At 62.2% G+C, this 15,020-nt stretch carries 15 protein-coding genes and 1 rRNA gene; 2 read left to right on the forward strand and 14 right to left on the reverse strand.

Annotation, left to right across the window (positions count from 1 at the left end):
- From BLS55_RS11475 to BLS55_RS11510, 9 genes are all read right to left on the reverse strand, one after another.
- The coding region (locus BLS55_RS11475; protein ID WP_143339567.1) for a transposase family protein at positions 1–262 on the reverse strand (262 nt) is incomplete at its 3' end.
- A gap of 29 nt (positions 263–291) precedes the next feature.
- The gene (locus BLS55_RS11480; RefSeq protein ID WP_092155340.1) at positions 292–777 is read right to left on the reverse strand and encodes a hypothetical protein; all 486 of its coding nucleotides are present in this window, start codon (positions 775–777) and stop codon (positions 292–294) included.
- Positions 767–2,809 (reverse strand): ABC transporter ATP-binding protein/permease, encoded by a 2,043-nt coding sequence (locus BLS55_RS12205; protein WP_218970750.1) that lies wholly within the window; start codon positions 2,807–2,809, stop codon positions 767–769. The genes BLS55_RS11480 and BLS55_RS12205 overlap by 11 nt, the downstream gene beginning before the upstream one ends.
- A 17-nt stretch (positions 2,810–2,826) precedes the next feature.
- On the reverse strand, positions 2,827–4,863 hold the full coding sequence (locus BLS55_RS11490) for a vWA domain-containing protein (RefSeq protein WP_143339568.1): 2,037 nt from the start codon (positions 4,861–4,863) through the stop codon (positions 2,827–2,829).
- A gap of 15 nt (positions 4,864–4,878) precedes the next feature.
- Positions 4,879–6,075: a hypothetical protein gene (locus tag BLS55_RS11495; RefSeq protein WP_143339569.1), complete on the reverse strand. Its 1,197-nt coding sequence runs from the start codon at positions 6,073–6,075 to the stop codon at positions 4,879–4,881.
- Positions 6,076–6,181: 106 nt separating this feature from the next.
- Positions 6,182–6,532 (reverse strand): hypothetical protein, encoded by a 351-nt coding sequence (locus BLS55_RS11500; RefSeq protein ID WP_092155346.1) that lies wholly within the window; start codon positions 6,530–6,532, stop codon positions 6,182–6,184.
- Entirely contained in the window at positions 6,529–6,870 is a 342-nt protein-coding gene (locus tag BLS55_RS11970; RefSeq protein ID WP_143339570.1) for a hypothetical protein, read from the reverse strand. The genes BLS55_RS11500 and BLS55_RS11970 overlap by 4 nt, the downstream gene beginning before the upstream one ends.
- Before the next feature lie 60 nt (positions 6,871–6,930).
- Positions 6,931–7,242: a hypothetical protein gene (locus BLS55_RS11505; protein ID WP_092155348.1), complete on the reverse strand. Its 312-nt coding sequence runs from the start codon at positions 7,240–7,242 to the stop codon at positions 6,931–6,933.
- 107 nt (positions 7,243–7,349) lie between these two features.
- Positions 7,350–7,637, reverse strand: coding sequence for a hypothetical protein (locus BLS55_RS11510; RefSeq protein ID WP_092155350.1), 288 nt, complete (start codon positions 7,635–7,637; stop codon positions 7,350–7,352).
- Positions 7,638–8,084: 447 nt separating this feature from the next.
- Here BLS55_RS11510 and cimA point away from each other — a divergent pair, with 447 nt between their 5' ends.
- Positions 8,085–9,701 (forward strand): citramalate synthase, encoded by a 1,617-nt coding sequence (gene cimA, locus BLS55_RS11515; RefSeq protein ID WP_092155352.1) that lies wholly within the window; start codon positions 8,085–8,087, stop codon positions 9,699–9,701.
- A gap of 417 nt (positions 9,702–10,118) precedes the next feature.
- Here cimA and BLS55_RS11520 read toward each other — a convergent pair whose 3' ends face one another.
- The 5 genes from BLS55_RS11520 to BLS55_RS11540 form a co-directional block, all read right to left on the reverse strand.
- Entirely contained in the window at positions 10,119–10,385 is a 267-nt protein-coding gene (locus BLS55_RS11520; RefSeq protein ID WP_092155354.1) for an RNA recognition motif domain-containing protein, read from the reverse strand.
- 316 nt (positions 10,386–10,701) lie between these two features.
- A complete protein-coding gene (locus BLS55_RS11525; RefSeq protein ID WP_092155356.1) occupies positions 10,702–11,184 on the reverse strand; it encodes a GlcG/HbpS family heme-binding protein in 483 nt (160 codons plus the stop codon).
- A gap of 193 nt (positions 11,185–11,377) precedes the next feature.
- Positions 11,378–11,707: a CGGC domain-containing protein gene (locus BLS55_RS11530; RefSeq protein WP_092155357.1), complete on the reverse strand. Its 330-nt coding sequence runs from the start codon at positions 11,705–11,707 to the stop codon at positions 11,378–11,380.
- A gap of 221 nt (positions 11,708–11,928) precedes the next feature.
- A complete protein-coding gene (locus tag BLS55_RS11535) occupies positions 11,929–14,034 on the reverse strand; it encodes a heavy metal translocating P-type ATPase (protein WP_257243242.1) in 2,106 nt (701 codons plus the stop codon).
- Positions 14,031–14,492 (reverse strand): ArsR/SmtB family transcription factor, encoded by a 462-nt coding sequence (locus BLS55_RS11540; protein ID WP_257243243.1) that lies wholly within the window; start codon positions 14,490–14,492, stop codon positions 14,031–14,033. The genes BLS55_RS11535 and BLS55_RS11540 overlap by 4 nt, the downstream gene beginning before the upstream one ends.
- Positions 14,493–14,956: 464 nt before the next feature.
- On the opposite strand from BLS55_RS11540, the gene BLS55_RS11545 reads away from it, so the two are divergent.
- A 16S ribosomal RNA gene (locus tag BLS55_RS11545) occupies positions 14,957–15,020 on the forward strand; the annotation flags it as partial.

Below are 15,020 nucleotides of genomic sequence, written 5' to 3' on the forward strand. Positions count from 1 at the left end.
CATGCTCGGGGCAGTCCACTCGGGGAATCCGAGCATGCAGGAACGTCTTGAACTGGCACGTGTCCAGATGGCGCCAGACACGAGGCTCGGCATGGTCGCGGCAAGCCAGCTCTCGACCACAAGTAGGGCAAAACCAGCGAACACCAGGACCATGCTCCACGCGGATGTCTACCCGACCTTCCGCCGTGTCCAGTTCAACAGCCTCAACAAACCAGGGCTCGGTCAGCCCGAGAATCCGAAAATATAGGTCCGTATCCTTCATTGGTGCCCTCCGGGAAGGACATTAGCAGATCAGCTACCCACGGAAAACCCGGAAGAGCCATAGAGAAAGGCGCGCAGGCCGTTTTGCGCGGTGGCGGCGCTGGCGGGATCCGCCCTGAGCCATTCCATCAGCTCGTTACCCCAGCTTGCAGGGATATCGCGCAGCTCAAAGGAGGCGTTGACAGATGCGGTATAGCGGCGTTCCGCCCAGGCCGCATCCGGCTTTGCCGCCGCATTGTCCTGGACGGTGACGCCGAAAGGCTGTCGCACGTCGTCCAGGTACCCGGCAGCCGGCACGCATACGGGGCGCAGGGCCATGCTCAGGCCGCCCGGCATGGGCAGAAGAATGTCGCCCGCCGTCGGCCTGGGGTTGGAAACCTGCAGCGCGTCCGGCAGGTCGCTTTTGCCGGTCAGTTGCAGGGCAAGGCTTTCGCCGGGCAGGCACAGGCGTAGGCCCGCGCCGATAAGCAGAAGGACTAAGGCAAAGATCCGGGTGCGGGCAGCGTCACACGTCACGGCGCAGCACCTCTGCGGGCTGAAGTGAGAGCAATTGCCGGCAGGCTGCCCCGCCACAAAGGCAGGCCAGAACAAGAGCGCCGCCATAGAGTAGGCAGACGTGCGCCCCAGGCAGGACGCAGGCCCGCTCTCCTGCCTCCAGCCAGGGCGCGGCGGCCAGGTTGAGCAGCGCGGCGGCGGCGAAATAGAACGCCAGGGAACAGGAAGCCGCCAGCAGGGCAATGAAGGTCATCTGGAGCAAGGGCAGGGCCAGCAGCTCGCGGCGCGTAAGCCCCAGAAGCGCGCCCTGGGCAAAGAAAAGGGCCTTGCGGCGGACATTGGCCACGGCAAGGCTTGCCAGAGAAAAAGCCATGCCCGCCAGCGTAACGCCGCCCACCAGCAGCGCGGTCAGGGTCAGCGCCTGCCGGAGGTTCTGGAGGGTCTCCACTTCGCGGGCGCTGGTATAGGCATCTATGCCCCTGCGCTTCAGGGCGTCGCGGATGGGAATGACGGCTTCCAGGCTGTCCACATACATGCGAAAACCGGCAAAGCTGCGGGGGGCGGGCGTAGGGGGCTTTCCAGCCCAGCCGCGCTCCGGGACGGCAAGCCCGTCCCGGTACTGTTCCATGGCCAGCAGCAGGGCCAGGGGCAGGTAGACACGCTTTTTCCAGTCAGCGGCGTCGGGCAGGATGGCGTGTACGCGCGTGGTGAGCGCTACGCTTTGCGGGCGGCCTTCCAGGCGGCGGGTGACGTGCAGGGTCAGGGGGGAGCCCGGCGCAACGCCGGGCAGAGCGCGCGCCAGTTCCCTGGTGATGACGGCGTCCTCCCCCGTTGGAACGGAGGCGTAGCGCGCCAGCAGGGGGTCGCCCTGGGCGGTGGGGAGTACATCTGCTGTAACCGGGGGGCGGCCCTGGCGCGCAATGAGCACGCTGCTCGCCAGAGTGCGGGTAAGGGGCACGATAAAGGCCACGGAGGGCAGCGTGCCCAGGGCGGCGATGTCCGCTTCCGTATAGCGCTGACTGCTGTAAGGGTTGACGGACAAGACCGCGGGGTTGTCGAGCAAGCGTTGCGCGAGTGCGGTTATGACGCCCGTACGCAGTCCGCCAAGGAGGAGGAGCGGCGTGAGGGCGGCGGCAAAAGCCAGAATTGCACACAGCGACAAGGCGCGCTCGTGCCGGAAATCCTGCCAGGCGATGCGGCTCAAAAGGGCGAACTGCTTGCCCTTGGGGGGCGGCGGGCAGGCGGCGTTTGTTTGCTGCCTTGTTGCGGGCCTTGGCGCGGGTGCGGTCTGCGGCGCGGCGGCGGTTTCCATATGCGGGGGCAGAGAAAGCCGGTAGCGGATTGCGGCAGGGGCGGCATCAGGCAGCGCCCGCACGGCAAGGGCGGGAATTTTTGTGGCGGCAAGCAGGGCGTGGTCGTGGCTGACCACCAGCAGGGCCGCCCCGGACCTGCGCGCGCCTTGCAGCAGCAGCGTCATGGTGGTCAGGGCGGTTTCGGGGTCCAGGGCCGAGGTGGGTTCATCGGCCAGGAGCAGCCGTGGCTGGTGGGCCAAAGCTCTGGCCACGGCCGTGCGCTGGCGTTCGCCATAGGAGAGCGCTTCGGGCAGGCTTTGGGCCACATGCTGCAGGCCAAGAAATTCCAGCAGCTCGTCCACCCGGCGGGTAAGCGCGGCAGGGTTTTCCTGTCCTGTAAGGTGCAGCGGCAGGGCGATATTGTCCCGGACCGTCAGGAAAGGATACAGCCCCCCGGCCTGGTGGACAAAACCCAGATGCCTGCGCCGTATGGCGGCCAGTTGCTGCGGTGCGCGCGCCCAGACGGCGGCCAGATCGCAGGTGCGGCTCCCATTGCGCAGCAAAAAGCGCGCAGCCGTCGTGGGGCGCGTCAGCAGGGCCAGCATTTCCAGAAGTGTGCTTTTGCCGCAGCCGCTGGGCCCGGTTATGCCTATGGCCTCGCCCGGCGCGAGTTCCAGGCGCGTGATATCCACGCAGAAAACCGGCTGCCTGGCCGTATGGCACTTGCAAAGGTCGTGGATTTCCAGCAGCGGGAGCGCCATGCAACAACCCTTGATGCTTAGGGCAAGGAAGTCAGGGGGACGCGGTAGAGGGCCTCAGCCGGGTCGGCTATGCCGAACGATGCCCAATTGTCGGCATCATTATGATATTCCGCATACAGGCGCAGTTTGGCTTCCAGAGCATAGATGAGTTCGTCCTGTTCACGCGCGCTCATGGCCAGCCACCGTTCTTCAGTAAGGTGCATCACCTGGCTTTTGTACGGCAGGCCTGCCAGGAATTCCGGCAGCAGCCCTTGAGCGCAGAGGTTTTCCCCTGCCGCGCGCTGCAGGCGTTCTGGGTCGCACAGGGTTTGGGACGAAAGTGAAATGACGCGCTGGAAAAGGTCTTTGCTGTCGGTCAGGCGTGAAGCGCGGGCGGCGTCGACCAGCAGGCCGATCTGCCTGGCCAGGGTATTGAGCTGACTTTTGTTGAGCAGCACGGCCGCCACGAGCGCATCGGTGGACTTGCCCTGCACAAGGCTGCCCAGGTCTTTGTCCGCCACCCAGGCCTCCATAAGCTGCGGGGCGGTGGTTTTGCGGCGTTCGCCGGCAAATTCCAGATAGGCGGCATAGCCCAGCGCCTCGCCGATATAGGAGGCCATAGCCTCCGGGTCGGGGGCGGCTGCCGCGGCCTGGGGCACGGCGGGCGGCGGCCCTGGTTTGGCGATGGCCGCGCCTTTGGCGGCCTTGGCCACGATCTGCTGCAGCACGTCGACGAGCTTGGCGGCTATCCGGCCGAACTGGCGGCTGGCGGCTTGCGGATCGTTGACGGGCAGGGCGATATAAGCGCTTTTGACGTTGCCGTCCCGCACGGCCGTGAGCTGTTGGTACTGCCGTACCGTGCCCGCAAGATTGTGCTGCTTGCCCGCAGCGGTCTGCAGATGGATGACCACTAGGCGGATGCCCTTCTGCGCCAGCAGATCCCCCATTTCTTTTTCGGTCATCCCCGTGCTTGAGAAGGGATCGTCATTGCGGATGGCGCCGGCGTCCGTGACCATCACCGCCATTTTGACGGCGTAGGGCGACCAGTCCAGACTGTCGATGGCCGCCTTGATGCCCGCAAAAGCATCTTCGTTAAAGGCGTGGGTGGAAACGGAGGCTTCTTCCATGCGCTGCACACGTTCCTCGGCCGTCGTGCGGGCCTTGACCTGCGCAAAGGGCGAAATCACGGAGGATACGTATTCCAGTTTTGCGTTGTGCTTTGTGCTGTTGCGGTAGGCCACCACGGCCAGCCCCACGTCGTCCGCAATGGGGCTTTGCTGCAGGGCGTTATAGGTGCTGTGGATAAAGTTTTTTGTCTGCTCGATATACGGCCCCATGGAAATGGTGGTATCCACAATAAAGGCTATGCCCGCCGCAAAGCGGCGCGGTTGCGGGGCTGGCGCGGGAGCGGCCGCCACGGTTGTGGGGGCCGCTGGCACCCCCCCCGGATCTACCACGCCGATTTTGAGCAGCCGCAGATTGTGTTGCTCGTATTCGTCCGAATAGTCGAAAACGGGCATCAGGTAGAACTGCTTGCGCGGGACGGAGGTTTCCCGTGGTTCTACGGCCAGCAGGGGGCCTTCCGGGGCGGCGGGGGCCTGAAGGAGCGCGTCTAGCGCGGGGCGCATGTTTTGGGAGCGGACCAAGGCGTTAAGGGCCTCGAAGCGGCGGAAAAACAGGACAGGATCCCGGCTGATGCGCTCGGCGAACATGAGCGTGAGGGCCTTGTTCCAGGGGGAGCAGGCGTTGGCCCTGATCCAGCGTGTGCGCATTGCCGTCGCGCCCGGGGCCACCTCCAGCCAGTCTTCGCCCAGGAGATGGCGACGGCCGTAAACATAAAGGGGGGTAAAACTGCGCAGGGCTTCCGTTGCCGCTTCGCCTGGGGCGGCGGCCGTTTTGGCGCCGGGGTGGCTGATGACGCGTTGGTACAGGGTCTGCTTGCCTTCCTGCAGCAGGGGCGTGCGTAACGCAGCGGCTGCTGCGGCAGGCGGCAGAATGCCCAGGGCGGCGAAGAGAAGAAAGACCAGAACCGCAAGCGGCGTCAGAGGCAAGGGAGCGCATCGGCGTGTGGGCATGGGAATTTCTCCGCGCTACAGCAGGTCTTCAAGAGGTTTGGCTACGTCTGGCCTGGCCGGGCGCGCGGTGGGCGCGGCAGCGGCTCCGTTGGCTGCGGGGGCGGCCGGTGCGGAGCGGGGCGTTTCGGCCGGGAAAGACCTGGGCAGAGAGGGCGCGGCGGCCGTGGGGCGGGCGCCGCCCTTGTACGCCCCGTAGGCCGCCCAGGCGGCGGAAGCGACGCCGCGGTCAAGCAGACGGTGCATTTCCAGAGCTTTGAACATTTCAAAATTGGGATAGCTGCGGTTTTTTACCCCGAACTTGTCCGCAAAGCGGTCCAGGGCTGCCCTGGTGGGCGCGTCCAGCTGTCCGGTCACCAGCACGGCGCTGTCGCCGCAGGCAATGCACTGCGATTGCATGAACGGAATGAGCAGGGGGCCGATTTCGGCGTATTGACGCCGCCATTCCGACAACACCAGATTGTCCGGCGCAAAAATGTTTTGCGTTGCGCCTACGCGCCAGTAAGGGACGTTAAGCGCCCTGCCGATGATCTGCACTACGCTGAACTCCGTCATCATCTGCAAGGCAAGGTGGCGGCCGTGCATGGCCGTGGCTTCAGAGCCGAAACCCAGCCCGTTGCCGAAAATGGCGAAACCGAAATCCATGCCGTTTTTGGCGTACTGGACTTCCATGCTGGCGCCGAATTTGCCCGGCAGGGCAATGCCGTTGGGGTTGAAGACGCTGAACGAAACGCTCAGGCGGGAAAGCCGGGAAGCCGTTTCCGCCGAGGCGTTGATATCCGTGCGTGAGAGGCCGGAACCAAAGTTGGCCATGGCGCGCGCCTTGTCGGACTGCGACTCCAGGTTCCGGTCAAACTGGGAAATGCGGCCGGTAATGGTAAAATCCACCGCCGGGCGCTGGGCCGGCTTGACAGCCAGGCCCTGGAGTTTGCTGGTCTGTAGTTTGAGCAGCTCGGCCTGAATCTGGACGATGTCCGTCTGGTCATACTGCTCCACATAGCGCACCTTATGATACACCTGGGCCACGGCGTCACGGACAAGGGCCGTGATATCCAGCGGGATTTCGCCGGTTTGGGAGAGGCCCGTGGCGTCTATGATGGGTTTTACATAAAAAAAAGTGTCCGGGTAGTCCGGCGGAAGGTAAACTTCAAGCACGGTATTGAGATCGGCCAGTGCTCCAGAATAGCTGGTATGTACCGGGGTATCGGCCCTCATGGGAGGCAGTTGCGGTACAGTGGCTTTACAGCCAGAGAGTGCGCAAAGGGCGGCTGTGCAGACCATTGCCAAAAACAATCCGTGATAAATAGTCGTTCTGGTCATTTTAAAACTTTTTTTTCTGTTGTATGATGACGGTGGAGTTGTTGATGTCCGTCTGATTTATGACCGGGCCAACATTGGCGTTTTTGTCGATGACAACATTGCCGAGACCGTCTGCGCGGACTGCCCCATCGGCATAACTTCCAGGGCCGTCAATCACGACGCCGTCGCTGTAGCCGTTTTTGATGCGGTGGGCCATGTTGTTGCCCCAGGCATCGTATACGCCCATGACATTGGCGTCGGCAGGCTTGCTCATGTCTTTATTGTAGTCGGCAAAAATGTCTTCTTCCGCCGCGACAGGTTGCGCTGCAAGAATTTTAAAAATTATTGCTATATATAATAGAATGTGTTTCACTGTTTTTTCTCTGCGTTGTCTGTCGTCTTATCAGGGGTTTTGATGACGGTAGTCTTGCCGTCATGGATGATAATGACATTGTTAAGACTTGTTTTTCTTTTTATATTATTGCTTGAACCGTTGCTTTTGACTTCTCCGATGGATATAGTATCACTATTTACTTTAATGTCAGAATTGTTTTGTATTTTTGACGAGTCTATAGTTTCGCCGTTTTCGGTTTTTATTTTTACATTTCCATCAGAGACAACTATTTCAGAGGGCTGTGCATTTGTTGTAGCGCAGGCTGAAACTGCCGCATAAAAGATCAGTGCATATGCTATGGTGCAAAGAGTGCGCATCGCAGCCCCCTGAAAAGGATCCCACCAGATTGCAGTGAAAGCTGATGGGATCCCCTGAAGTTACTTGTTGGTCACGTTGCCGATATTGGTCTTGCCGCCGTCGTTGGCGATCACGGCAGAATTTTTGAGTGTGGTCACATTGACCACGTCGCTTTGTTTGCCGCCTTCGTTGGTGACATTGCCGATATTCGCTTCCGAGTTTTTCCCGCTGGCGATGACGGCGGCGTTTTTAACCGTGGTCACATTGACGACCTTGCTTTGTTCGCCCCCTTTGCTGCCGCCCCCCTGGCTGGCGTTGTGCGCTGCGCCGGCGGCGAAGGCTGGTGCAGTGTAGAGCAGGGCCGCCATCATCAGAACAAGTATGCGCTTCATAAAAAACCTCCAGTTTCCACAGACACAGGCCTTGTCGTGTGAAGTTGTATAGGTTTGACGGGGCCGCGGAGCGTTGGGAGGCGCGGCGTCGCAGCCCCGTCATGGCCTCAGAATCGTTGCTGCTGCGGTACAGGCGCTGCCGGAGGCGTGTTCGCGGCCTTGGGCGGCGTCATGTTGCGGCGTACATTGCCCTGGTAGACAATGCGGGGGTTGCTGCCGGAAGGCCCGGCCTGGCCGGGCCCGGCATTGCTCCAGGTCCAGGCGTGGCCTTCAAGGGTGTCCAGAATAAAAACATAGCCCCCGGCGGCCAGGGGAATGGCCTTATACCGCTCGTTGTCGGCGGCGGCGGCGGTGGAAAAAAGGAAGAGCCCGCAGGTGCAAAAAAGGCAAGCCACTAGCCAGAGACTTGCCTTGTTGTTGCCCTTTGGGCAGCTGCTGTGTGAAAAACAGGCAAACAAAGGCCTGAACCCCAAGGTGGGCTCTCGCCCCGCTGGGTGCATGGATTTCTCCAATATACTTATTTGTTAAGTACTGAATGTCGTTTTTTATAGTGTAGCCTGTTGGCAAAAAATGTCAATACATATATTTAGTTATACATATTTTTTAAAATATATTTAATTCCAGTGTATTAAAGTAGGTCTTGAAGTTGTTACAATACTTTTTAGGCTTGCTGTGGTGTTGCGCTTCAGGCACGTTTTGCCTGGCTGCTCAGGCTGTTAGGCGTTTGTTCCGGGCCTGAAGTGCAATTTTTTGGGGAAATCTCCGGTGCAAGGTCTAGCTTCCTCATTTCCATTGCCATAAAGTGGCGGCTGGACAAACTCCCCAGAAACACGAGGGCAACAATGAAGCGGATACTGATCTATGACACGACGTTGCGCGACGGCAATCAGGCCGAAGACGTCAATTTCTCCCTTGAGGACAAAATCAAAATCGCCTTGAAACTTGATGCCTTCGCCATTCCGTATATTGAGGGCGGCTGGCCGGGCGCGAGCCCCGTGGACACCGCTTTTTTTCATGAAATCGCCGCACATGAGCTGAAAAACGCCGTTGTTGTCGCCTTTGGCTCCACGCACCACCCTCGCGCGACGGCGGAGAGCGACAAGAATCTCAAAGCCCTGCTGGCGGCCAAAACCAAGGCCATTGCCCTGGTGGGCAAAAGCAGCGAAGTGCACGCCAGGGAGGCCCTGCACATTACCAAGGAGCGCAACCTGGAAATAGCGGCCGATTCCGTGGCCTACCTCAAGCAGCAGGGCAAGGAAGTTTTTTTTGATGCCGAGCATTTTTTTGACGGCATGGCGGGCAACCCCGAATACAGCCTTGCGGTGCTGCAGCGGGCTTTTGCGGCGGGCGCGGATTATCTGGTGCTCTGCGATACCAACGGCGGGGCCCTGCCTTCGGACATCGCCGCCATGGTCGGCCGGGTGCGCGAAGTGCTGCCGGAAGCCCGGCTCGGCGTGCACACCCATAACGATTGCGGCATGGCCGTGGCCACGTCCCTTGCGGCGGTGGAGGCCGGCTGCTGTATGGTTCAGGGGACCATCAACGGCGTGGGCGAGCGCACCGGCAATGCGGATCTGGTCTCGCTCATCCCCATCCTTGAGCTGAAGTGCAAGGGGGCGTACCGTTGCCTGCCGGAAGGCAGGCTTTCCATGCTGCGTTCCGTCTCCAACTATGTGGCGGAGATCGCCAACCTGCAGCCTTTTGCCCGCCAGCCCTTTGTGGGGCGCTCGGCCTTTGCCCACAAGGGCGGCGTGCACGTTAGCGCCGTCAACTGCAAGTCTTCCCTCTATGAGCACATCAATCCGGAAGCCGTGGGCAACGAGCAGCGCATTCTGCTTACCGAGCTGGCCGGGCGCAGCAATATCGTTTCCCTGGCCCGCCGCTTCGGCTTCCACCTGGATAAGGACGAACCGGTAGTTGTGGGCCTGCTGGCGGAGCTGAAGGAAAAGTCTGCCATGGGCTATGATTACGCCGCGGCTGAGGCCTCAGTGGAGCTTTTGATTCTGCGCAAGCTGGGGCGGCGCGGGGTGCGCGACTTTTTTAAGCTCATTCAGTTCCGGGTGCTGGAATCCAAGCGCGACGCCGACGGCGTGCCCCTTTCTGAGGCTACGGTCTACCTGGAAGTGGAGGGCGCGCTGGAGCACACCGCCGCCTATGGCGAGGGGCCGGTCAATGCCCTGGACAAGGCCCTGCGCAAGGCTTTGTCCGGCTTCTACCCGCGGCTGAAGGAAATGCGTCTGGTGGACTTCAAGGTGCGCGTGCTGGCCGATGGCGACCACAGAGGCACGGAATCTCTGGTGCGGGTGTTGATCGAATCCGCAGATCAGAACAACAAATGGGTCACGGTGGGGGTTTCCTACAATATTATAGAGGCGAGCTGGCAGGCCCTGATCGATTCCATCACCTACAAGCTGTATAAGGATGAGAACGAAATGCGGGCCGCGCAGCAGGGCGACTGAGCTCCGCCGGGCCCCTTGGACAGCCCGTCGTGAGGGCCGCCTGCGCGGGCGCATAGTCTTACCGGGGCGTTGCCGGGGCCCGCGCCGTTTTGTCCGGCCGGGCGTTTCCGAGGCTGCGGGCCGCCCCGGTGGAACTGCCGTTCCATTTAGCGCAGATTAACCTTGAGAATATGCATTCTCAACGGTTACGACACGCTTGTTTCGGCGCTTAACAGCGCGAATAAATTGCGCTTACGCCTCCACAGCGGGCGTCTGCTCACGCAGCCGCCAGGGCATTGCAACGTTGAAATGCTCCAGGCGGGCGGGCGGCCTTCGCGCGGCCCGCAGTGGAGAAGCGGCCGGGGCAGGGAGAAAAACGGGACAAAAAAAAGGCCATGATTACTCACGGCCTTCGTGCTTTTTTGCGTGCGGCTGGGCTTACCAGCGGCGGGCGGCGGGCTTTTTGGGCTCGGCCTTGTTGATGCGCAGGGCGCGGCCTTCAAATTCCTTGCCGTCCAGGGCGGTAATGGCCTCGGCGGCGTCGGCGTCGGCCATTTCCACGAAGCCGAAGCCGCGGGCGCGGCCGGTATCGCGGTCCGTGACAAGCTTCACGGAAAGCACTTCGCCGAAGGGCTGGAACAGCGCCTCAACGCCGTCCTGGGTGGCGGACCAAGGCAGATTGCCGACATAAATGGAAGTAGCCATATGAGACTCCAAAGGGTTTCGGGAGGTAGACTTTCCGCTTGAAGCCTTACCCATGTAAAGTCTCTGGCAAAAAAAGTACTATACCCAGTCAGTGATGAAGGCACCATAGGGTGTGCCCCGTACAAAGTCAACAAGTATCAGCGACGTTTCAAAAATAAATATGAACTTTTTTCCATGAAATAAATCTTGATTTATTTCAGCTGGATGCGAGGGTGTATTGATACGCGCCGTCGTCACGCTTGGGCGTCGTTCCAGCGCGCATCGCCGTCCGGGGCTGCAAAGTGGGATCCGCCCCGGACGGTTCCGTTGCAGGGCTTTACTTTAAAGCGGCCGCTCCGGCTTTGGCCACGGCTGTGTCCTCAGCCACGCTGCCGCCGCTTACGCCCACGGCGCCGACGATGACGCCCTTGCGCAGCAGAAGCTCACCGCCGCCGAAGATGACCAGCCCGTTGTTGGTGGCCTCAATGCCAAAGAGCTCTTTGCCCGGCTGCGCCGCCGCGCCCAGCTGGGCGGTGGACATATTGAAGTAGCGGGCCGTCAGGGCTTTCTTTTGGGCGATGTCTATGCTGCCCAGAAACGCTCCGTCTTCACGGGCAAAGGCCTTGAGGTTGCCCCCGGCGTCCACCACGGCGATGTTCATGGGGATGCCCTGGGCCACAGACTTTGCCAGTGCGGCGTTGACCACCGTCTGGGCCTCGGCCAGGGTCAGGTCGTCGGGCAGCTGTTTGACGGGCGAAGCCGCAAAAGCGTTGCAGCCGAGCAGCAGCATAACGACAATAAACGAAAGTGTGCGACGCATGGTGGCCCTCCTTGGTTTCGTGTTTCTGGACCAGGCGCGGCGCGGCGCAGCCGGGCCGCAGGCAACATGTACGCTTTTTGTACCTAGCGTGACCATATCCGGTTGCGTGAAGAAATCCAAGGCCCCTGCGGCGCGCGGTGGGCGGCCGGTTTTGCGGCCTGGCCCGGAATATTTCAGGGCGCATGTTCCGCGGTCAGTGCGTCCAGTCCATCAGGGGGAGGCCGTTGAGCGCCTTTTCGATGGCGGCCTTCATGGCTTCGTGATGGGGGCAGGGCATGCCGATAGGCGTGCCCTTGCGGATACAGGAGGCCAGAAAAACCGCTTCCGCCCCTCTGTCCGCCAGCATTTTTGCGCGGGATACGGCCCGCTTGCCGGGGCAGCCGCCGCAACTGACAAATCCGATGATGGCGCAGGGGCCAAAGGGCTCAAAGGCGAGCTTGCCCGCGGCGGCGGCTTTGAAATCCGTGGTTCCGGGGCACATGTCTTCGGTCTGCTGGCAGCGGATAATGCCGATTTTTTTCATCTGGTCCTCCTTTATTCCTTAGAGCAGAGCTGCTGCGCGCGTGCGACGACAGCCGTTGGCGCAGCGTAGCCCCTGGCAGGATTTGTGTAAATCGTGCCTGCGTGCGGCTGCGCCGGGGCAGCCGCACGGGGGCCGCACCAAAAGACGACGCAAAAAAGCCTCCCCCGGCATTCCAGCATGCCGGGGGAGGCGCAGGGTGGCTCTGGGCGGGAGAATCCGCCTCAGGCGTCGATTTTGCCTGCGCGGGCGGCGTTGAGCACGGCCATAAGGGCCACGCCCACGTCGGCGAACACGGCCTCCCACAGTCCGGAAAGACCCACGATGCCCAGAGCCATGAACAAACTTTTGATGCCCAAGGCCATGACGATGTTCTGCCAGACAATGGTGCGGGTGCGGCGGGCAATGCGCAGCAGCTCCGGCAGGCGGGCGGGATTGTCGTCCAGAATGACCACGTCGGCGGTTTCAATGGCCGCTTCCGCGCCCAGGCCGCCCATGGCCACGCCCACTCCCGCCGTGGCCAGCACGGGGGCGTCGTTGATGCCGTCGCCCACAAACAGGGTGTGCTTCACGGGGCCCAGTTCCTCCAGGGCGCTGGCCTTGGTCTCGGGCAGCAGCCCGGCCTTGAGCACGTCCAGCCTGAGGCGGGCGGCCACGGGGCGGGCCTGCTCTTCCCGGTCGCCGGTGAGCATGGCCATGGTGCGCACGCCCAGGCGGCGCAGCGCTTCCACCGCCTCGGCGGCCTGGGGTTTGAGTCGGTCAGAGACCACCAGCGCGCCCAGCAGCTGCCCGTTGCGGGCCACCTGCACCACGCTGCCGGGCATATCCACTGGTTGCGGGGCGATGCCGTGCCCTTGCAGCAGAGCGGCATTGCCCGCCAGCAGCGTATCGCCGTCGGCTGTGGCGGCCTGCACGCCCTTGCCGGGCACTTCCGTCATGTCCGCCACAGCGGCCTCGTCCGGGGCCTGATCCGCCGCCTGCGCCGCCCGCAGCACGGAGCGCGCGATGGGGTGGTTGGAACGGCTTTCGGCCAGGGCCGCCGCAGCCAGCAGATCTTTGGCGTCCACGCCCGGCGCGGGCAGCACGGCATTGACCTCAAACACGCCTTCGGTGAGCGTGCCGGTTTTGTCCAGCGCGGCCACGCGGATGTCCCGCAGGTTGTCCAGCACTGCGCCGCCCTTGATCAGGATGCCCCGCCGGGAAGCGGCCCCGATGCCGCCGAAGTAGCCGAGTGGAATGGAAATAAGCAAGGCGCAGGGGCAGGAGATGACCAGCAGGACCAGGGCGCGGTAAATCCACTGGGAGAACGAGCCAAGCCCCGTCAGGGGTGGCACTACGGCCACCAGCAAGGCCAGGCCTGTGACGGCGGGGGTGTACCAGCGGGCCATGCGGGTGATGAAGCGCTCCGTAGGGGCTTTGCGGGCCACGGCGTTCTCTACCATTTCCAAAATGCGGGCGATGGAGGATTCCGCAAAGGGCGCAGTCACTTCCACCCGCAGCGCGCCGTTGAGGTTGATGGTGCCTGCCAGCACCCGCCCGCCGGGGCTGACCTGTTGCGGCACGGATTCGCCCGTGAGCGGGGAGGCGTCCACCTGCGAGCGACCTTCCAGCACCTGGCCGTCCAGAGGAATTTTTTCGCCGGGCCGCACCAGAATGCGGCTGCCGGGCCCCAGGGCGTCCGGCGCCACATCCCGTGTGGCGCCGCCGTCCAGCAGCTCGTGGGCCACACTGGGGCGGGCCGCCAGCAGGGCCTGCACCGAGCGGCGGGAACGCCCGGCGGCGCGCTCCTGCACAAATTCGCCCACCCTGTAAAAGAGCATAACGCCCACGGCCTCCGGCAGCTGCCCCAGGGCGATGGCGGCTATGGTTGCGCCGCCCATCAAAGTGAATTCGTTAAAGAAGTCTTTGTTCAGAATGCTGCGCAGGCCGTCCTGCAGGACGGCATAACCGCACAGCGCGTAAGGCAGCGCGTAGCACAGGCCCAGCACCAGCCAGCGCGGCAGCACGGCGCTCAGCCGGTCGTCGGCCAGCATGCCTACGGCAAAAAGCAGGGCGGAGATCCCCATAAGCAGCAGTTCGCGCCGCTCGTGCGCGGCATCGCCGTGCCCGCCGTGGTCATGGCCGCAGGCGCAGGTGGCGCAGCCGCAGTCGGGCGCGCCCAGAACCTCTTCGTCGGGGTGCGCGTGGCCGTGGTTATGCGCGTGGTGGTGGTCATGGTCGTGGCCGCAGGCGCAGGCCGGATCGGCCGAGGCGTGGCTGTGGCCCGGCAAGGGGCCTTGGGGGCAGGCTGCGCCGGGGGCGCGGGGAGTGACGGCGGTGATTTCGCTCATGATGCGTCTCCCAAGGAGGAAGATTGGGGTGTGGCAGCCGCGGCGGGCTGGTCGGCGGCGTCTTCGCTGTCGTCAGCTTCGTCGGCAGGAATGCGGATGTGCTTTTGCTTCAGAAATTCGTGGATGTTGGCGTTGTGCGAAATGCCCGGCAGGGCGGCAATGTCTTGCAGAATCTGTGGGCAGCGGGCCAACTCGCGTTCCGTAAGGTCCAGAAGATCCTTAACGACGGGCGGCGGGTCTGCCGGCAGGCGATAGTAGACCCAGCGCCCCTTTTTCAGGCTTTCGATCAGCCGCGCCTGGCGCAACAAAAACAGATGCTTGGAGGTGGTGGAGGCCGCCAGGCCGAGAAGGGTGGTGATCTCGCAGACGCAGAGGGGGCGTTGGCGCAGGGCCATAAGGATGCGCAGCCGGTTTTCGTCGCCCAGTGCGCGGATCGCAGTGATATAGTTGAGCATCATGGGGCCTCCGGACCGTGCCGTCAGAGGGGGTGGCGGCAGTGAATGTCCTTTTCAATTCGTTCTTGAGCGAAATGTAAGAGGCGTTTGGGGCGTTGTCAAGTATATTTCGTCAACTGTCGAAATATTTGCGCTGGGGCTGGCGAGTCTGGCGCCAGACGGGCATTTGGGGCGTAAGGGAAACTTTTTGGCGAAAGTATGTTGACAAAGAGGGGGCGTGCGGCTACATTCCGGTTTCGCGACGAGGAACGGTTTTTGGCAACGCAGGGCGGAAAGAAATTTCGCCGGGAACGAAAAAAGCAGTTGACTCTGGAAGCGAAAGGGAGCATAAACGCTCCTCGCGCCGACCGAAAACGGAAGGCGGGGCCGGAAGGCCAAGTGGTTCATTGACAAGTGAATAGCGAGTGGGAAGGAAATCTTTGAGATTCCGATTTTTGCCCATTGGGCAAGAATCTTGTACAGAATTTGAACTGGAGAGTTTGATTCTGGCTCAGATTGAACGCTGGCGGCGTGCTTAACACATGCAAGTCG

It is taken from the genome of Desulfovibrio legallii (assembly GCF_900102485.1).
Classification (GTDB): Bacteria; Desulfobacterota; Desulfovibrionia; order Desulfovibrionales; family Desulfovibrionaceae; genus Desulfovibrio; species Desulfovibrio legallii_A.